Source organism: Bacillus cereus group sp. Bc061, from assembly GCF_027715825.1.
GTDB classification, from domain to species: domain Bacteria; phylum Bacillota; class Bacilli; order Bacillales; family Bacillaceae_G; genus Bacillus_A; species Bacillus_A paranthracis.
Genome location: NZ_JAQFTZ010000019.1, coordinates 1 through 18,726, shown reverse-complemented (window position 1 = coordinate 18,726; position 18,726 = coordinate 1). Strand labels below are relative to the sequence as shown.

Below are 18,726 nucleotides of genomic sequence, written 5' to 3'. Positions count from 1 at the left end.
TTTTATTACATTTTTGTAAGGCTCTCACTAAACTTTTCCGTTCTTTATTTACTTTCATTTTCAGACAACTTAACAAGTATATAACGTGAGAAACCAAGGCCTTAATATGCATTTTTTATCCATTTTTTAACACTTAAAAATCGTTATATTTTGTTCTTAATAAAAAACCACTACAAACTCATACGAACTTCATATTAGCTTCATATACGTATTGTAAGATTATATCGGAATTTGTTTAAAAATTTAACTAATATATGACTAAACATTAATTTGAATAAATATTAATCGCTTTTCGAAATTGAAAAAAGGGTGAATACGAAATGGAAGCTTATAAGATGCACGATTTTATTAATACAAATGTTGAATCTCACCAAAATGAAACCGTTTTTAATTTACACATATGTGAAACAAATGAATTTGACGTAAGTTTAACAAAGTCTACAACACTGTCTTTTATCGTTTCAAAAAAGAACATTAAGATTGTTACGAAAAAATGGATTAATTCAAATCAAGAAAGCATGATTGGCAAAAGCTACATCATTCCAACGAAAGCTTTTCACTACTTCTTACCAATTATTTCTGAAACGGAAGATGAATTAAATATTCAAGTTCAAAGTTTTGGACTACATGGCGAACTTTTATTAAATGAAAGATTACTTATTGATAAAAACAACAAACACAATGCCAAAATTACTACTTTCTTTGAAACATTAGATGAAAATGTAAATAAAGTATTACGAGGATTGCAAATTCATTGTATGTAAGACTATTACAATAGTAAAAAGGAGAATAAAATGAAAAAACTATTATTAAGCGTACTATTATCATTAGGAGTTTTAACTATTCCATTCACAAATGCTGAGGCAGCTACAACGAAAGATCAACTGATTGTAAACACGCAGTTAAATAAAATGGATTATTATCAAAACGGAAAATTCATAAAAAGTTTTACTGTCGCTACTGGAAAAGCAGCTACTCCTACACCTAAAGGTACTTTTCAAATCGTAAATAAAATTAAAAATCGTCCTTATTACACAGGCAAAATTAAAGGCGGCGATCCACGTAATCCACTTGGTGACCGTTGGCTCGGACTAAACATGGCAGGAACTTACGGAACAACTTATGCGATTCATGGTACGAACAATAACCAGGCAATTGGTAAGTGGACAACACTAGGTTGTATTCGTATGTATAACAATGATATACACTGGTTATTTGAGCGTATTCCCCAGCAAGCTACTGTCACTGTAAAATAACCTCAAAGCGCGATTTACGTGTAGCCAAGAATTTTATGTCTTGGCTTATTTTATTTCTTCATTTACAGTAGCAAAACAACTGTATTTACATATATAATAGGAATAGATTGTGTTAGGTAACATCCAAACATTGATAAACATGGATATTAAAATTATACAGTTATAATATTTTATAAATTTTATAATACATACTATAATAGAATTACTGTAATTCTTAAATATTCAGTTTCACTAAACAACTCCCCTTGCTACTTTCATGATTATTTTATGGCGGGGGCTTATTATATGTATAAACAATCTGAGTCATCGAAAAAATGATGAATTCGAATATTGCAGTTAAAAGCGTTATTTAGGAGGTGTTACTATGACGCATATACTGGTGATTGAAGACAACCCAGATATACAAGAACTAATTCGTGAATTTCTAATGGCACAAAACTTTACTGTTGATGTCGTTGGTGCTGGGACAGAAGGTATACTTCTTTTCCAAAAAAATTCATACGATCTTGTCCTCCTTGATGTGATGTTACCAGATATAGATGGCTATAGTATTTGTAAAATTATGCGAGGACAATCTGATGTACCAATCATTATGTTAACAGGCTTACATAATGAAGAAAGTGAAATTAAAGGATTTGAATTAGGTATTGATGACTATATTACGAAACCGTTCCATTACACCGTATTTATTAAACGTGTAGAAGCTGTATTAAGAAGGGCAGCAACGAAGGAAGCCGAAGCTGCGACTATACTACAATTCCATGAATTGATGTTAAATTCTACAGCATACGCCGCTTATGTTCATGGTAATCAAATTGAATTGACAACAAAAGAATTTGAAATTATTTATACTTTACTGCAAAATCGAGGAAAAGTATTATCAAGAAGTGATTTGTTGAATAAGGTATGGGGCTATGAACATTATGGTGATGTAAGAGTTATAGATACACATATTAAAAACTTACGAAAAAAATTAGGAATTCCTTATATTAAAACGGTGAAAGGCATTGGCTACAAAATCGAATCGTAGCAAAGACAACATCACCAAAAATATTTTCATCAAAACCTTATTATTTTGTATTCTTTTATCACTTTGTCTTTATCAAGTTATTTACTTCTTAGCTTCAAACTACGATAAAGAACGTTTTGCGAAAGAAAATGGAACGCATACTACAGAACAAGCGGATTCAGATAAACAAAACGATCAAAGTAAAACGAATCAAAATAAAGCTGTATCACAGGGGGACATGTTTAATTTCCAATCTGCTATTATAGATTATAATTCTCTCTCTACAGCTATCAATCACCTTTTGCAGCCTAGCCAAACTGCAAAAGCAAAAGAACATGCTCAAAATATTTCGGGGGAAAATAGCGCTTCTGCTCCATCTACAGAAATGGAAAAGCAAGTCGCTACTAATGATGCCTTACATAAACAAAATACAGCAAGTAAAGCAAATGATGCACAAGATAATCCAAAATTAACAGATGTACTGCAGCAATTAGCTCCACATATTGGCGCAACAATGCTTGCACTCTCTCTGCTCGGATCTTTAATTTATGCAAAACTAATTGCTAAACCTTTTCAATATATGAGTGATGCTTTAAAAGATATTATGAATCTTGATTTCTCAGATAAAAAGCTACTCAACAAAAATACGGATCAAACAGATTTTAATTTACAAGTAGCTGCTTCACAAGTACCAAATATAGTGAAGAATTTACATGCAAGCAATCAAGATTTAAGAAATGAACTCAAAAAGGAACAACAATTAGAACAATCTCGTAAAGAATTTATGTCTATGGTTTCCCATGAATTAAAAACACCAATCGCAGCCGTTATGGGACAACTAGATGGCATGATTCACGGAATTGGAGCTTATAAAGATAGAGATAAATATTTAAAACGTTCCTATGAAATGATGCAAGACATTAACATATTAACGGAAAAAATGTCGGAATTATCCAAAATACAAAACCCTCAATTTAAACCTGATTTAAAAGTTATCTCATTAACTAATATTATTGAGGATGTTATGAAGAAAGTAGATTATTTCGTATCTGTAAAGCAGTTAAATGTTCAATCTAACATTAAACAAGATGTACAAGTTTTAGCTGATCCTAAATTTATTCAAACTGCCATTTTTAACATTATTTCAAATGCAATTCATTATACAATTGACCATCAGCATGTATATATAAAGCTTTATGAAAAGCCAAACGGTTACGCATTAGAAGTATTAAATACAGGTTCACAAATAGATGAGGATAAACTTGCTCATTTATTTGAGCCATTCTATCGCGCAAACCCTGACAAACACGGCTTAGTACAAGGTAGTGGTCTTGGGTTATACATTGTAAAACAAATACTAGATAAACATCAATTTCCTTATGGTATACAAAACACGCCTCAAGGTGTAAAATGTTCTATTGTATTCCCAAAAGCAATGTAAAAACCTACTACAATTTCATATCCCAAATTCATACTTCGTATGAGTGGCGGAATTTTGTAGAGTATATGACTCTGTTTCGTTCGCCCGTTATCCTTATTTGGATAGCGGGCGTTTTTTATTATGTAAAAGGAGGATTTTCATGGAGAAATTTAAGTATTCATTACTCGTTTTATTCGGAGCTTGTAGCTACGGCGTACTTTCAACTATTTTCAAACTCGGATTCATTAATGGATTTTCAGCACATCAACTATTAGGAGGACAATATGTCTTCGGATGGATTGGTCTTCTCCTGCTCGTTCTTTTCGTTTCACGTCATAAAGTAACAAAAAAGCAATTCTTTTCCTTACTAACAGTTGGCTCAACGATGAGTATGACCGGTATCTTCTACGCTATTTCTGTAGAAGAACTACCAGCATCTATCGCTGTCGTTCTACTTTTCCAGTTCACATGGATTGGTGTCGTTATTGAAGCAATTGCAAACCGAACATTTCCAAGCCGTGAGAAAGTTATATCTATCATTATTTTATTTGCTGGAACATTGTTTGCAGGCGGTGTCTTTGAAGGTCTCGGACAAAACTTTTCCACGAAAGGTATGATCTTTGGTCTATTAGCCGCTGTCTCTTTTTCATTCTATGTTTTCGCCAGTGGGCGTGTTGCTACAGAAGTTCCGCCTTATACGAAAAGCTTTCTTATGACAACAAGCGCTACGCTTATCGTATGCCTATTCTTCCCACCAACCTTTTTAACAGACGGTGCTTTGCAAGCTGGCCTATGGAAATATGCTTTCTTCCTCGGATTATTCGGCGTTGTCGTACCTGTCATTTGTTTTTCGATTGGCGTACCGAAAGTAGGAACAGGACTTGGTACAATACTAGGTGCAGCTGAATTACCAACAGCCATTATTGCTTCTATTACACTTGTACATGAAGTCGTAACGTTCATGCAGTGGATTGGGATTATCGTTATATTACTTGGGATTTTCACTCCTCAACTTCTTACAGCTAGGAAAGAAAAAAAACGTAATCGCGTGTATAGTGCTTAAAAATATTAACTTGCGTATAAATGGAAATAAAGTTACAATTTGGTATAATTTCAAATCTATTTGGAGGTATAAATGACTATTTTAAGCGTAGCCTTTTTTGCCATTATGTGTATCTTCTTCCTAATAAGATATATGAAAGAAAAGAAATTTTACGATGTGCTCATCATTCCTATTTGCATATATGCTGGAGCAGTCAAAACCCCTTTGGTGGAGTACTTAAACTTTAATACCACATTCAAAATAACATATGATATTGCAGCTATTATTCTCGTAATCCTTGCTGTGCTGTTCTTCTTAAAGGATAAGAAGGAGAATCCTACTGCATAACAAAAGACCTTTCATTTATTTGAAAGGTCTTTTTCTCTATCTCACTTTACCGCTCCATATAGCTTTTCTAACTCACGCTCAATTTGTTTTACATCGATTCGTTCAAATAGTGGCTGTACATTATCAATTTTATTCGGCAACGTATTTCACGAAGTAATAACAGAAAAATCAAACTTTTATCCAAAAAGAAAAGGAAATCCCATCCTCTCGCCGAATACCTATACGTTCACAAAAGGAGTGATACGATTGAATCAAAAACAACTAAGCACACGTAATGAAAAAAGCTGGAATGCAGCTGCTTATGAAGCTTGGACGAATCGTCACGGGGCACCAGCTGATTATGCGAAAAAAATCATAGAGGACCCTATGCGTGAGGTAGATCACTATTTACCTTACATACAATCTCCGAAAGGAAAACGTATTATTAATTTACTCGGGTCAAAAGGAAATAAAGCTGTTGCTCTCGCTCTTTTAGGAGCTGACGTAACAGTTGTTGATATTTCAGCAAGTAATGCAAAATATGCAAATGAACTTGCGGACGCAGCCGGTGTCTCTATCGAATATGTCGTTTCTGATGTATTACATGTGCAGCTCTCCGAATCATTTGATATCGTATTGCTGGAACTCGGTGTACTCCATTATTTTTTAGATTTAAAACCGCTCTTTCAAAAAATTGCTACTTTACTTAAAGAAGATGGAATGCTAATCCTTCGTGACTATCACCCTGTTTATACTAAATTATTAGGAGTCGACCACCCATCATTTCGAGCAAATGGAAATTATTTTGATGAAGAATTGATTGAAGATGATGTTGCTTATAGCATCCTTCTTACAGAAGCGCAGAAAGAATCGTTACCTAAAACAACCATCCGTCGCTGGACGCTAGGAGAAATTGTTACAACACTTGCAGAAGAACATTTTAAAATTGAAAAACTAGTTGAAGAACACGGGCCTCATCAAAGATGGGTCTTCCCTTCTACTGCACCGGAAGGAATGGAAGAGCGTGTACCGGGTCTCTATACATTAATTGCGACAGCATGCAAAAAAGGATCCCTTCACGGATAGGATCCTTTTTGCATGCTCACGCATATAAGTTGAGGTTGGAGATTACCATAATTCTGTAGAATAGGACACAAGATATTTCAACATTTCGTCTCTGACTTACGTCGTCAAAAAGGGGTATGACCAACATAACGAAGAGTAATGTCTTAGTTGATACTGATAATCGTTATCAACTAATTAGAAGTATACATGATGTTATTTCAAATTACAATAGCATTTCTCATTTTTATTGATGAATTTTTTGATATGCAAATGTATACATTTTAAGAACATTTACTCATATGAATCTGCCATATTCCATTATCTGCTATAATTTTTATTGAACAGATTAATAACTTCATAATGATGTTTTTATTAATTCTGCTCTAAACATTTATAAATTATAATAAATAGTTTTTAAAAGGCAGGGGTAACGATGAAATATGTTAGTATTCGAAAAAAACTACTGTTCACACTCTTAAGCATTTCTTCTTTATTTAGCATTGCTCTTATTGTTATTCTTTCATTCGCTATAAGCCAAGCGAGCGAAATTGAAACGTTAAAAAATGATGTTTCCAAAAGAGCAACCATTTTAAAAGAACGTGGCGATTGGTTCCAAGCACAAGTTGCTGGTTTACAAGAATATTTACTGTCACATGATCAAAAAGGATTGGATAAATTCAACCGAGAAGGAAAAAAACTAGCTGATACGAGAGAAAAAGTAACCAGTGATAAAAAACTTTCGGAAGGAATGAAAGAAGCCATTTTAATGGGCGGAAAATGGCGAAGCGTCATAGATAATGAAGTCCTCCCTCTCGCTCGCGAAGGAAAATGGGACGAAGCATCTAAAATCGCTTTAGCTCAAACTGATTACGTAAACGACCTTTTAAGTCGTTTTACGAAATATGCAAATGAAGAAAATGATAAACGTGACGCATTAATTGCTGACGTAGAATCTTCTTCATCTCTTATTCAATATATTATTTTCTTCTCACTTATTACATGTACAATAACATCTATTTTATTAGCATGGTGGTTCTCTGGTAAGCTCGTTAAACCGATACGACAAATTGATGAGAAATTAAAAGAATTAGCTTCGCAAGATGGTGATTTAACTGCTAGATTGCATGTAACGAGTAAAGATGAAATCGGTGATATCGCCAATTCCTTTAATCAAATGCTCGCTAATTTACAACGTATAATAAAACAAGTGCAACAAACATCAACAAGTGTAAAAGAAGCATCTGAAAATGTGTTTATCGAAACAACTGCTTCTATGGAAAATACCGCCAAGACTGAAGAGACTATGAATGCTCTTGAGCATAATATTCGTTCACAAGTTTCCAGCATCGAAGAAAGTTCAACTGCAATGGACGATATGGCAACAAGTGTTCAGCGTATTGCAGAATCCGCCTCTTCTGTTGCTAGCCTAGCTGTTACTACTTCAGAAAAAGCTGATAGTGGGAATAAAGTCATTGAGAAATCTATTACACAAATGCATACCATTAATGAAGCTGTGAACGCTACGTCACAAGTAGTAGAACGACTCATTACACATACAAATCATATTGATACTGCACTTCAATCTATTTCTAATATCGCGGAACAAACGAATTTACTCGCTTTAAATGCTTCCATTGAAGCGGCTCGTGCTGGTGAACATGGAAAAGGCTTCGCTGTTGTTGCCGATGAAGTACGAAAGCTTGCTGAACAATCTCAGCTAGCAGCAACTGATATTAACCATTTACTTCATCAAATTCAAGCAGATACAAAAATAGCAAATGAAATGATGACGCAAGGTCAATCAGAGGCTTCTGAAGGCATTACAGTCATTCGTACTGCTGGATCTTCATTCTCAGAAATTGTTAACCACATTAACAAAGTTTCTACACAAATGCAGGAGGTGTCTGCAACTGCTGAAGAAATGGCCGCAAGTTCTGAAGAAATGAACGCAGCTTTAAATAACATCGCTTCTATTTCAAATGAAGTTGCCGCCGAAACATCACAAACAGCAACTTCAGCTGGTGACCAAGTAAACAAAATGAGTGTCGTTGCTAAAAAAGCATCTGAAATGAAAACGACTGTACAAGAACTTGAAGTTCTCGTTTCTCATTTTAAAACAAATGCTTAAGGTGAAAAAAGAGAGATTTACAATCTCTCTTTTTTCACTTTAAAATATCTCTTTCTATCTCTCATTCCGTCTGCTATAATTCCTAAAGGAAAGAAGAAAGCTTTATTCCAGACGGAGTAAAGCTTTCTTTCAATTTTTCACATTAATTAATTCTAATACTATGATTTCACAAAGGAGGATTTTATTATATGAGTTTTATTAGCATTCGAAAAAAACTAATGTTCATGATGGGAACGATTTGCGCTTTATTTGGAATCGCCTTAGCTTTTATTTTATTTTTTGCCATTGATCAATCTCGTCAAGCTGAAGCATTACAAAAAGAAATTTCTCCTCTAGCAACACAATTAAAAGAGCGCGGGGATGCTTATCAAGTACAGCTCTCTGCTTTAAGAGGTTATTTATTACAACATGATCAAGTTGAATTTGACAAATTTAACGAAATGAGTAAACTTCTTGAAGATAAGAAGGATGAGCTTCTTTCAAATCCTAATCTTTCTCAATCTGTGAAAAGCACAATGGAATCAGGATTGGCTTGGAGAAAATTTATTGAAGAAAAAGTTTTCCCTCTTGCAAAAGAACAAAAGTGGGAAGAGGCCCTGCAAGTAGCTTATGCAGAAAATGGTACTGTTTATAAAGTAATTGGTGACTTCACAAATTACAGTAATGAACAAGCTAAGTTACGTGATCAATCTATTAAAAAAATTGATCAATCTTCACTACAAATTGAATATGTTGTTTTCTTATCACTTGTTATTTGTATTATTGTAGCTATGATTCTTGCATGGTGGTTCTCAGGTAAACTTGTAAAACCAATTCAACAAATTGATAGTAAACTAAAAGAATTATCATCTCAAGAAGGTGACTTAACAGCCCGCCTACAAGTAAACAGTAATGATGAAATTGGTACGATCGCAACATCATTTAATAAAATGTTAGAAAACCTACAACATATCATTAATCGTGTTCAAAAAACATCTGTAGAAGTACAAAACGCTTCTGAAAACATGCTAGAAAAGACGAATATATCACGCGAGGCAACGATAAAAGTTCAAAGCACAATGTCCAACTTAAATGAGAGTATTCAATCACAAGCCGCTAGCATGGAAGAAAGCTCAACTGCAATGGACGATATGGCAGTAAGTGTTCAGCGCATTGCTGAATCTGCCACATCTGTAACTGAACTTGCTGTAGCTACATCTGAACAAGCTAACGATGGAAATACTGTTATTCAAAAATCCGTTTCACAAATGACAACGATACACGACGCTGTAAATGCTACGTCAGAAGTGGTCGAACGTCTAATCACCCACACGAAATATATTGATACAGCTGTACAATCTATTTCTAATATCGCGGAACAAACAAACTTACTTGCTTTAAATGCATCTATCGAAGCAGCTCGTGCTGGCGAACAAGGAAAAGGCTTCGCTGTCGTAGCTGACGAAGTTAGAAAACTTGCTGAACAATCTAAAACTGCTGCAACAGATATTAACCAATTACTACATCAAATTCAACAAGACACTGAAACTGCGAGCTCTATGATGTCACAAGGCCGTTCGGAAGCATCTGAAGGCATTCATGTCATTCGTGAAGCTGGCAATTCTTTCACAACAATTGTGGAGCAAGTAAATAAAGTATCTACTCAAATGCAAGACATCTCAGCAACTGCTGAAGAAATGGCTGCAAGTGCTGAAGAAATGAACGCTTCACTGAATAACATCGCTTCTATTTCGACTGAAGTATCTAGTGAAACAGCGGCAACAGCACAATCTGCTGAGAAAAAAGTCGTTACGATGAATGAGATGACACAAACAGCTAAACAAATGAAACAAACAGTTGAAGAATTAGATCAACTCGTATCTCATTTTAAAACTGAATAGCCATTCCAAAAATATTCCTCTTCCAAGAGGAATATTTTTTTGAGCTCATTTCCTGCACTTTATGTATATATCCGTTATAATGAGAATCGATATCATTAATATGTAGGGGGTGCTACACATGTCACAACAAGCATTTGAAGAAAAGTTATATGCAAACTTAGAAGCTGTTATTGACCCTGAACTCGGTGTTGATATTATTAATCTTGGATTAGTTTATGACGTTACAGCAGATGAAAATAATAATGCTGTCATTACGATGACTATGACTTCTATCGGTTGTCCAATGGCTGGGCAAATTGTATCAGACGTAAAAAAAGTATTATCAACGAACGTACCTGAAGTCAATGAAATAGAAGTAAATGTCGTATGGAATCCGCCCTGGTCTAAAGAACGCATGTCACGTATGGCGAAAATCGCATTAGGTATTCGCGACTAAATACAGAAAGACCTGACATCCTAGTCAGGTCTTTTTCTCTTATTATTTTACGCCTACTGCATCATAAGCTTTCGTTACAGCTTGTACAGCTTTAGAGTTTTTACCATATAAATCTTCAGCTGACTGAAGTGCTGCTTGACGCATCATCTTAAAGTCAGAGTTTGCAGTTAAATATTTCGTAAGAGCACGGTAGTAAATTTTTTCTGTCGCTTCACGGCCTACTCCTGTTACTTTCACGCCGTAATGCTCCCCACCTTCAGATACTAAGTATGCAGCTTTATTGTTAATACTACTGTTAATATGAACGCCGCCGTTATCAGCTGTTCCAGTGTAGCGTTTATTATAATGATCTGGGTAACCTTCACCTGGTTTTAATGGATTTGGAATAGACGCTGGATCTTTCAGAGAACGAAGTGCATCACCAGGTTTTCCAGGTGTATAAATGTCAGCACCTAAATCCCAGCTCTTCTTCTCAACCATGACACCCATAATATCAGATAACGATTCATTTAACGCACCTGACTCATTTTTATAAACAAGATTTGCTGTATGTTCCGTTACAGCATGCGTTAATTCGTGACCGATAACATCTAGTCCAGCAGATAATGGAATAAATGTCGTACCATCGCCATCACCATACATCATTTGTACACCATTCCAAGCTGCGTTATTCCAGCTTTCACCTACGTGAACAGAGGAAATAAGCTTTGCACCTTTATCATCGAAAGAGTTACGATTAAATGTCTTTTTGTAGTAATCATACACTTTTCCTGCATTTACATGCGCATCAACTGCAGCTTTATCTTCGAAGAACTTAGATTTACTTTCAACTTCTTCTCCTGTATATCCAAGCCATTGTGAGAATAAATTAAACAAGTTTTCATCCATATTTTCTGCATCAAATGTATGAATACCTTGTCCTCGTTTACCATCAAACAAGTTGAATTGTCCTGTTTTCTCATCTTGAGCAATTTCAAATGATTGTCTAGCTCCTAGTACTCCGTAACCAAATCCTGTAATGTGATCTACAGCATTATATTTCTCAATCACATTTCCATTCGTTGCATCAACAAAATAATGCCAATATCCTGGAGCTGGCTTTGAAATCGATGCTTTCACTAAATATGCAAGATAGTAATTTCCATCTTTTTCATACACAAATAAATCTTTTTTCACACCGTCATAATTCTTTACTTTACCCACTTCTTTTTCAATATCTGCCTTTGCAATTGTTTCTGCTTGCTCTGCACTAATCTTTGCAAACTCAGGAATATTTTTATCCTCTAAATTCGGAATAACTTGTCCGAAGAATGCTTTTACATTATTTTCTTTATCTAGTGTAACTGTTTGATCTGAACCGTACACAGGAATGTTATTATGTTTCTCAACTAGCTTCACGTGTGTTGTACCGGATTCAGCATCTTTTTCTTCCCCAACGACATTAAAATGTTTATCAATATTTCCTGCTAATTTGAACATATCTTTCTTACTCTCTAAATATTGAAAGACCGTTTCTTTTTTATCTAGTCCTTCCGGTGCTTTCCATTCTTCACCTATGTATGCAGGCGTTTTAAATTCTTGATGGTATTGAATTTTTTGTTCTTCCGCTTTCGTTGTCGTTGCTCCAAATGTTCCAAATCCCCCGGCGATAACAGTTAACGCTAATGCTGATGAAATGACTTGCTTTTTCACTATAACATTCCCCATTCCCTAAAGATTTTTGACACTTTTATACAGTTCTTGGTTTTCAAGTGGATACCTTTACCTAAAATTTGAGAAAGTTTTTTCTGACAATTCTACTCAAAAAAAGAGGACATCCTATCGGACGTCCTCTTTTTTATAAACATTTTATTGCTTTTTCAATTCAATTGCTAAATAGTGTGATTGCTCTTTCGCTTCAATATGAATATCTTCTTCAATCGCTTCTGCTGCATCACGCATAACAAGTGTCTCACCATTGATTACACTACTACCTTCAATTTGTACAACATACAATTGACGGCCTTCTTTCACTGGAAAATGAATTTCTTTTCCTGCTTCTAACGATAAAGAATATAAATTCGCATCTTGATGAATTTGAATTGGTGCCCCGCCTTCTACTTGAGATACCATATGAAACCATTCATTTTCACGCTTGCTCCAATCAAATGTAAACTCACCATAGTTTGGCTTATGATCCTCACGGTCTGGTAAAATCCAAATTTGTAATAAACGTAGTGTTTCATTTCCTAAATTATGCTCACTATGAAATACACCTGTGCCAGCACTCATATATTGAACATGTCCTCGCTCAATTGTTCCACGATTCCCCATGCTATCTTCATGTGTTAAAGCACCATCTACAACGTACGAAATGATTTCCATATCGCGGTGTGGATGCATATCAAAACCAGTTTGCGGTGCTACTAAGTCATCATTAATTACACGTAATGCACCAAAGTTCATGTTATTAGGATTATAGTAATTGGCAAAGGAAAAATGAAAATGTGTATTTAACCAACCGTGATTTGCTCTTCCCATATTTTTATGATCAACTTTTCTAAACATACCGTTCACCTCATATTATCTCGAATTCAAGATTTATTTTAAAATTTTTCTCACTGTAACTTTTTTAGTAATTGTAATAATTGATGTTGTTCTTCTACATTTAAATTTTGAAACTGCTCCGCTTGGAATGTTTCTTGAGGCGGGACGATTTCTTCATATAAAGCTCTTCCCTTTTCTGTTAATGAAATATATTTTGTAGTACCTTCTTGTTCACGACGAATCCACTCAAGCTGCTCCATTTTATTTAAAAGCTGCGTAATATTTCCTTTCGTAACAAATAGCTTATTTCCAAGCTCTTGCTGCGTTAAACGATCATGCCCTCCAACTTGAGCTAGTACATCAAACTGAGCGGCAGATACATTCCATTCTTTCAAATGCTGATTCGTCTCACGAATACTTTTGTTATAAAAACGTGATAAACGAAACCATAGTAGTAAACCTAGTCTATCTTCTGTTTTCATTTCATCACCTCGCTCGTTTCATACCATTAGTTTAGAACTAAACTTTATAAAAGTCAATTACTTATTTTTAGTAAGAAACAAAGAAAGCACAGCGTCATTTCTCCACTATGCTTTACATTAGCTTTCTATTTTTATATTCATCTAACTTCCTCTCCGCGAACTTTCTCGCATCTTTCTCAATCCATCTATCTTCGTACAATTCACTTCCCACATATAATACTTCGCTCTTATGCTGCATTGCATGACGAAATTCATGCAGTAGTGTTTTAAGGACTTGCTCATACTCTTCCCACATACAAACAAAAATTAATTGTTTTTCTTTATGATAAAAACCACCTACCGGGAATAAAAATTCCTCTTCTTCTTCTCCTAATGATAAAAGGACATGATTCGCATCACACGTATCACAAAAAATAACCGGTGTTTTACATACTTCAATCAGTGAAAATAAATCGTCTCTAAGCCTTTTGACATCCCAAGGAAGCTCCGAATCCAACACATACCAATTCTCCACCTGTTGATATACATTTTGAAACTGGAGTTCCATTTCTCTTTATTCCCCTTTCCAAGCATCCTTTTTCTATATGTATGCCACAATATAGTAAATATTAAACGTATTCTTTCATCCTTGAAAAAATGCCAATCAAAAAGGAATCTATATCGACATAGATTCCTTTTCCGTAATCAATTTTTCATACATATCTTTTACTTTTATTTTTTTAATTTAGTTAGTCTTCGTATCCCACTTAAAGACTTTATTTAAAAATTTATATACATTCTTTGACTCTTTCGTCAGAAGTGGACCTAAGATAGATAGTATAAGCACGTATAGTGCTGAAAATGGCTTCAAGACTGACATTAAACCACCCGCGATACCAATATTGGCCATAATGATGGAGAATTCTCCTCTTGAAACGATTGTTAATCCAATATTTGTTGATGCTTTATGAGATAATCCAGCTTGTCTCCCAGCAATCATCCCTGCTATAAAGTTTCCGATGATTGTAAGAAGGACAGCACCTAACGTTAACCATATCGCTCCGCCCAGTGAGAACGGATCAATGCTTAATCCGAAACTGAAGAAGAAAATAGCTCCGAAAAAGTCTCTAAATGGAACAACGAGATGTTCAATTCTGTCACTATGCTCTGTCTCAGAGAAAACTAACCCTAAAAGAAGTGCTCCAATTGCTTCAGCAACGTGAATTGTTTCCGAGAATCCTGCAATAAAGAATAATGAAGCAAATACTACAATAATGAAAATTTCATCTGAACTAATATTGAGCAATTTATTTAATAACGGCGTCGCCTTTCTAGCTACAATAAAGAATAGAAGCATATATCCTAAAGCAATTCCGATTGAAGTAAGGGCACCTAAGAATGAAGCGTGATCCCCTAGAACTAATCCAGAAACGACTGATAAATATACAGCCAGGAATATATCTTCGAACATGATAATTCCTAAAATTAATTCGGTCTCATTATTACCAGTTCTTCTTAAATCCACTAACACCTTTGCAACGATAGCACTAGAAGAAATCGTAATAATCCCCGCAATAATTAAGATTTCTAGTAAAGGGAATCCCATGATAAATCCGTATAATAACCCAAGTGAAAAGTTAATTAAAATATAGATCGTTCCACCAATCGCAATAGAACGTCCAGATTTAATTAGTTTTTTCATTGAAAACTCTAGTCCTAGATAGAACAGAAGAAACAGAACGCCAATCCGTCCAAGAAACGAAATTACATTTGCACTTTCAATAAATTTGAAATCGATCACACCTATTGTCGGCGCATGTGGTCCCACTAGCATCCCAAGAACAATTAGAAACGGAATGACTGAGAATTTAAACTTTCCAGCAATTACTGCCGCAATTGCAACTAATACTAACGCTGTACCAACTTCAAAAATTAACGTATCCATCTAGTCAGTCCCCCTATTCGAAAGTAACTCATTAATAATTTTTTTAATTTCTTCTCTCTCGCCTGAAACTACAAGCATATCGCCTTCTTCAATTACCGTGTCTGGTCCTGGATTAAATAGCTTTTTCATATTCTTTTTCATAACTGCAATAATCGTTACGCTATATGTTTTTCTTATTTCCAGATCGCCGATTGTTTTTCCGATTGCTGGCGCAGCATTCTCTACTTTAAACCACTCAATCGCTAAACCTTCAAAGACCATTTCAACATTTTCTAATGCTCTAGGTTTATACACCATTCCACCTAATATTGCTGCAATTTGTCTTGCCTCTGAGTCGCGTAATGAAATACTTGAGATACTTTCTTCATGGTCTGAATCAAAATGATACATTTCTCTACGTCCGTCATCATGAATAACAATTACCATCTTTTCATTACCTTTCGTAACGATTTGAAATTTATAGCCAATACCCGGAAGTTCACTTTCTCTAATATTCATCTTTAGCTCCTCCTCGAATTTTATTTAAATTTTCTGTTTTTCTGTCTTTTTTTCATCCAATCCATTTTAGAAATTCTAACCATTCAGGATACCTGTGATTTGGAAATCTTTTATTGTAATAATAAGTGGCTCCTAAAAAGATACTAAAAGATGTAATGATAAAACATATATTACTTCTCATTTTCAAACTCTCAAGGCTTACTTTCCATAAAGATTCTTCTTTCAAATCATCCCCTCTTTCTCGCTTTACATTTAGTTTTTTAAAATGTAAATAATTCTAAAAATATTATTATGTAACATAATCATAACATAAAATACATTTAAGTAACATGATTTTTTAGAAAAATTGATTCTCGTATATTTTTTGCATATAATTTTCTTATTACGGAAAAAAGGAAGTGTATTATATGGTTGATATCTTTAGCAGATTCCTTGAGGTAACGAATAATATTTTATGGTCATATATTCTTATTGCAATGCTAATCGGCTTCGGTCTTTATTTCTCTTTTAAATTAAAATTTGTCCAAATTACTCATTTCGGTGAGATGGTCGGTTTAATTAGTAAAGGATTTAATCGAAAAGAAAAAAAGAAAGATAGCATCTCCCCGTTCCAAGCATTTTGCTTAAGTGCAGCTGCACGTATCGGTATCGGAAACTTAGCTGGTGTAGCATTAGCTATCTCAATGGGCGGACCTGGCGCAGTATTTTGGATGTGGTTTATCGCTATCCTTGGAGCAGCTACTAGTTTCGTAGAATGTACGCTCGCGCAAATTTATAAAGTAAAAGATGGAAGCAGATTCCGTGGTGGCCCAGCATATTATATGGAAAAAGGATTAAACAAACGCTGGATGGGTGTTTGGTTCTCACTTCTTATTACAGTTGCGTACGGATTAATTTTCAACTCTGTACAAGCAAACACAGTAACAATAGCATTTGAAAATGCTTTTGGACTAGAGCGAACGATCGTAGGAGCTCTATTAGCTTTATTAGTTGCAGTTATTATTTTCGGTGGTATTAAGAGCATTTCACGTATTACGGAAATGATTGTTCCTCCAATGGCAATCATTTATATTGGTGTGGCTATTTTTGTTGTTATTAACAACTTTACTATGTTACCAAGCATTTTTATGGAAATATTTAATGGCGCATTCGGTTTAGACCAAGCCATCGCTGGTGGTATTGGAGCAGCAATTAAGTTCGGAATTCAGCGCGGTCTATTCGCAACAGAAGCAGGTATGGGTAGCTCCCCTAACGCAGCCGCAACATCAGATGTATCTCACCCTGTCAAACAAGGACTTGTTCAAGCGTTAGGTGTTTTCGTAGACACGTTCTTAGTATGTACATCAACAGCATTTATCGTATTATGTTCGGGCCTTTACAAAGGAACAAACTTACAAGGTATCGAATTAACACAAAATGCATTAAGTTCACAAATCGGACCATGGGCAAGTACTTTCTTAGCAATTATTATTTTCCTATTCGCGTTCAGTTCTTTACTAGGAAACTACTATTATGGTGAAACAAACATCGCATTTATTAAAGAAAGCAAAACTTGGTTAATGATTTATCGCGTTGCAGTTGTCGGAATGGTATTCTTCGGATCGATCGCTGCCCTTCAAACAGTTTGGAGCTTAGCTGATTTATTCATGGGACTAATGGTATTGACAAACTTAATTGCCATCTCATTCCTAAGCAAATTCGCCTACGCAGCATTAGTAGACTATATGAAGCAAAAGAAACAAGGAAAAGATCCTGTTTTCGTTGCAAGTTCTATCCCTGGCTTACAAAATACAGAGTGCTGGGATGGACAGGATGTAGAAGAGAATAAAAAAGCTGTATAACAGCTAAAAGCGGAAGCGGCTCGTTCAGAACAAGAGCTATATATCAAACAAAATCCCTATTACTCTACAGTAATAGGGATTTTTATTTACACAGTTCATAATTTGTTCAAATTAATTCCAGCAAAAGGGTTGATTTATACGAATTACTAGATTATAATAATTATAAATTAGTAATTGATATCACATAACAACTCAAAAGGAGATTGATCATAATGAACAAACAAGTAATCGAAGTATTAAACAAACAAGTAGCAGACTGGAGCGTTTTATTCACAAAACTACACAACTTCCATTGGTACGTAAAAGGACCTCAATTCTTCACATTACATGAGAAATTCGAAGAACTTTACACAGAATCAGCTACTCACATCGATGAAATTGCAGAACGTATTTTAGCAATTGGCGGCAAACCAGTAGCAACAATGAAAGAGTACCTAGAAATATCTTCTATTCAAGAAGCAGCATACGGAGAAACTGCAGAAGGGATGGTCGAAGCAATCATGAAAGACTACGAAATGATGCTAGTCGAACTGAAAAAAGGCATGGAAATCGCTCAAAACTCTGACGACGAAATGACATCTGACCTACTACTAGGCATCTACACAGAACTAGAAAAACACGCTTGGATGCTACGTGCGTTCTTGAATCAATAATAGACTTTAAAGCGGAGGTGACTTGCTCAGAACAGGAGGGCATTGGAGCTCCTGACGAAGAGGCGTTTTTTGCCTCACAGGAAGGCGCGAAATGACCGACTGTTCTAGTCACCGGAGCTGGATATCATTAAAAGCGGAAGCGGCTCGTTCAGAACAGGAGGGTGTTGGAACTCCTGATTACGAGGCGCTTTTTGCCTCGAATGAAGGCGTGAAACAACCGACTGTTCTAGCCGCTGGAG

At 35.1% G+C, this 18,726-nt stretch carries 18 protein-coding genes; 12 read left to right on the top strand and 6 right to left on the bottom strand.

Annotated elements, in window-relative coordinates; all coding sequences use genetic code 11:
• The first annotated feature begins 320 nt into the window (after positions 1–320).
• From PDQ40_RS27375 to PDQ40_RS27330, 10 genes are all read left to right on the top strand, one after another.
• Positions 321–764 (top strand): DUF3978 domain-containing protein, encoded by a 444-nt coding sequence (locus tag PDQ40_RS27375; protein WP_000388752.1) that lies wholly within the window; start codon positions 321–323, stop codon positions 762–764.
• Positions 765–794: 30 nt separating this feature from the next.
• Positions 795–1,256 carry a L,D-transpeptidase gene (locus PDQ40_RS27370; RefSeq protein WP_000735076.1) on the top strand — a complete coding sequence of 154 codons (462 nt, stop codon included), beginning with the start codon at positions 795–797 and terminating at the stop codon, positions 1,254–1,256.
• A gap of 364 nt (positions 1,257–1,620) precedes the next feature.
• A complete protein-coding gene (locus PDQ40_RS27365) occupies positions 1,621–2,286 on the top strand; it encodes a response regulator transcription factor (RefSeq protein WP_000148833.1) in 666 nt (221 codons plus the stop codon).
• The gene (locus PDQ40_RS27360) at positions 2,264–3,706 is read left to right on the top strand and encodes a sensor histidine kinase (protein ID WP_270691755.1); all 1,443 of its coding nucleotides are present in this window, start codon (positions 2,264–2,266) and stop codon (positions 3,704–3,706) included. The genes PDQ40_RS27365 and PDQ40_RS27360 overlap by 23 nt, the downstream gene beginning before the upstream one ends.
• A gap of 139 nt (positions 3,707–3,845) precedes the next feature.
• Positions 3,846–4,748, top strand: a complete 903-nt coding sequence (locus PDQ40_RS27355; RefSeq protein WP_000410514.1) for an EamA family transporter — start codon at positions 3,846–3,848, stop codon at positions 4,746–4,748.
• A gap of 72 nt (positions 4,749–4,820) precedes the next feature.
• Complete coding sequence (locus tag PDQ40_RS27350) at positions 4,821–5,075, top strand: hypothetical protein (protein WP_000154152.1); 255 nt, start codon at positions 4,821–4,823, stop codon at positions 5,073–5,075.
• A 246-nt stretch (positions 5,076–5,321) separates the two neighbouring features.
• Positions 5,322–6,140 (top strand): class I SAM-dependent methyltransferase, encoded by an 819-nt coding sequence (locus PDQ40_RS27345; protein ID WP_001072269.1) that lies wholly within the window; start codon positions 5,322–5,324, stop codon positions 6,138–6,140.
• Between the two features lie 412 nt (positions 6,141–6,552).
• Positions 6,553–8,247 carry a methyl-accepting chemotaxis protein gene (locus tag PDQ40_RS27340; protein ID WP_000878419.1) on the top strand — a complete coding sequence of 565 codons (1,695 nt, stop codon included), beginning with the start codon at positions 6,553–6,555 and terminating at the stop codon, positions 8,245–8,247.
• 188 nt (positions 8,248–8,435) lie between these two features.
• Positions 8,436–10,127 carry a methyl-accepting chemotaxis protein gene (locus PDQ40_RS27335; RefSeq protein ID WP_000008428.1) on the top strand — a complete coding sequence of 564 codons (1,692 nt, stop codon included), beginning with the start codon at positions 8,436–8,438 and terminating at the stop codon, positions 10,125–10,127.
• A gap of 118 nt (positions 10,128–10,245) precedes the next feature.
• Positions 10,246–10,563, top strand: a complete 318-nt coding sequence (locus PDQ40_RS27330) for a metal-sulfur cluster assembly factor (protein ID WP_000082521.1) — start codon at positions 10,246–10,248, stop codon at positions 10,561–10,563.
• A 42-nt stretch (positions 10,564–10,605) separates the two neighbouring features.
• On the opposite strand, the gene nprB is transcribed toward PDQ40_RS27330, so the two are convergent.
• The 6 genes from nprB to PDQ40_RS27300 form a co-directional block, all read right to left on the bottom strand.
• A complete protein-coding gene (nprB, locus tag PDQ40_RS27325; RefSeq protein WP_000745136.1) occupies positions 10,606–12,255 on the bottom strand; it encodes a neutral protease NprB in 1,650 nt (549 codons plus the stop codon).
• A gap of 156 nt (positions 12,256–12,411) precedes the next feature.
• Positions 12,412–13,110 (bottom strand): pirin family protein, encoded by a 699-nt coding sequence (locus PDQ40_RS27320; protein WP_000488945.1) that lies wholly within the window; start codon positions 13,108–13,110, stop codon positions 12,412–12,414.
• 50 nt (positions 13,111–13,160) lie between these two features.
• Complete coding sequence (locus PDQ40_RS27315; RefSeq protein WP_000845457.1) at positions 13,161–13,571, bottom strand: MarR family winged helix-turn-helix transcriptional regulator; 411 nt, start codon at positions 13,569–13,571, stop codon at positions 13,161–13,163.
• Positions 13,572–13,683: 112 nt separating this feature from the next.
• The gene (locus PDQ40_RS27310; protein ID WP_000422825.1) at positions 13,684–14,118 is read right to left on the bottom strand and encodes a DUF3920 family protein; all 435 of its coding nucleotides are present in this window, start codon (positions 14,116–14,118) and stop codon (positions 13,684–13,686) included.
• Positions 14,119–14,295: 177 nt separating this feature from the next.
• Entirely contained in the window at positions 14,296–15,495 is a 1,200-nt protein-coding gene (locus tag PDQ40_RS27305; RefSeq protein ID WP_000380208.1) for a cation:proton antiporter, read from the bottom strand.
• Positions 15,496–15,993, bottom strand: a complete 498-nt coding sequence (locus PDQ40_RS27300) for a cation:proton antiporter regulatory subunit (RefSeq protein WP_001026068.1) — start codon at positions 15,991–15,993, stop codon at positions 15,496–15,498.
• Positions 15,994–16,400: 407 nt separating this feature from the next.
• Between PDQ40_RS27300 and PDQ40_RS27295 the strand changes: the two genes are divergently transcribed.
• Together PDQ40_RS27295 and PDQ40_RS27290 are read left to right on the top strand one after the other, a co-directional pair.
• Positions 16,401–17,834 (top strand): alanine/glycine:cation symporter family protein, encoded by a 1,434-nt coding sequence (locus PDQ40_RS27295; protein ID WP_000227570.1) that lies wholly within the window; start codon positions 16,401–16,403, stop codon positions 17,832–17,834.
• 212 nt (positions 17,835–18,046) lie between these two features.
• Positions 18,047–18,487 carry a Dps family protein gene (locus tag PDQ40_RS27290; RefSeq protein ID WP_001041890.1) on the top strand — a complete coding sequence of 147 codons (441 nt, stop codon included), beginning with the start codon at positions 18,047–18,049 and terminating at the stop codon, positions 18,485–18,487.
• The last annotated feature ends 239 nt before the right edge of the window (positions 18,488–18,726 follow it).

Coding starts and splice junctions, on each gene's coding strand:
- PDQ40_RS27375 (WP_000388752.1), top strand. CDS start 321: ATGGAAGCTTATAAGATGCACGATTTTATTAATACAAATGTTGAATCT.
- PDQ40_RS27370 (WP_000735076.1), top strand. CDS start 795: ATGAAAAAACTATTATTAAGCGTACTATTATCATTAGGAGTTTTAACT.
- PDQ40_RS27365 (WP_000148833.1), top strand. CDS start 1,621: ATGACGCATATACTGGTGATTGAAGACAACCCAGATATACAAGAACTA.
- PDQ40_RS27355 (WP_000410514.1), top strand. CDS start 3,846: ATGGAGAAATTTAAGTATTCATTACTCGTTTTATTCGGAGCTTGTAGC.
- PDQ40_RS27350 (WP_000154152.1), top strand. CDS start 4,821: ATGACTATTTTAAGCGTAGCCTTTTTTGCCATTATGTGTATCTTCTTC.
- PDQ40_RS27340 (WP_000878419.1), top strand. CDS start 6,553: ATGAAATATGTTAGTATTCGAAAAAAACTACTGTTCACACTCTTAAGC.
- PDQ40_RS27335 (WP_000008428.1), top strand. CDS start 8,436: ATGAGTTTTATTAGCATTCGAAAAAAACTAATGTTCATGATGGGAACG.
- PDQ40_RS27330 (WP_000082521.1), top strand. CDS start 10,246: ATGTCACAACAAGCATTTGAAGAAAAGTTATATGCAAACTTAGAAGCT.
- PDQ40_RS27320 (WP_000488945.1), bottom strand. CDS start 13,110: ATGTTTAGAAAAGTTGATCATAAAAATATGGGAAGAGCAAATCACGGT.
- PDQ40_RS27315 (WP_000845457.1), bottom strand. CDS start 13,571: ATGAAAACAGAAGATAGACTAGGTTTACTACTATGGTTTCGTTTATCA.
- PDQ40_RS27310 (WP_000422825.1), bottom strand. CDS start 14,118: ATGGAACTCCAGTTTCAAAATGTATATCAACAGGTGGAGAATTGGTAT.
- PDQ40_RS27305 (WP_000380208.1), bottom strand. CDS start 15,495: ATGGATACGTTAATTTTTGAAGTTGGTACAGCGTTAGTATTAGTTGCA.
- PDQ40_RS27300 (WP_001026068.1), bottom strand. CDS start 15,993: ATGAATATTAGAGAAAGTGAACTTCCGGGTATTGGCTATAAATTTCAA.
- PDQ40_RS27295 (WP_000227570.1), top strand. CDS start 16,401: ATGGTTGATATCTTTAGCAGATTCCTTGAGGTAACGAATAATATTTTA.
- PDQ40_RS27290 (WP_001041890.1), top strand. CDS start 18,047: ATGAACAAACAAGTAATCGAAGTATTAAACAAACAAGTAGCAGACTGG.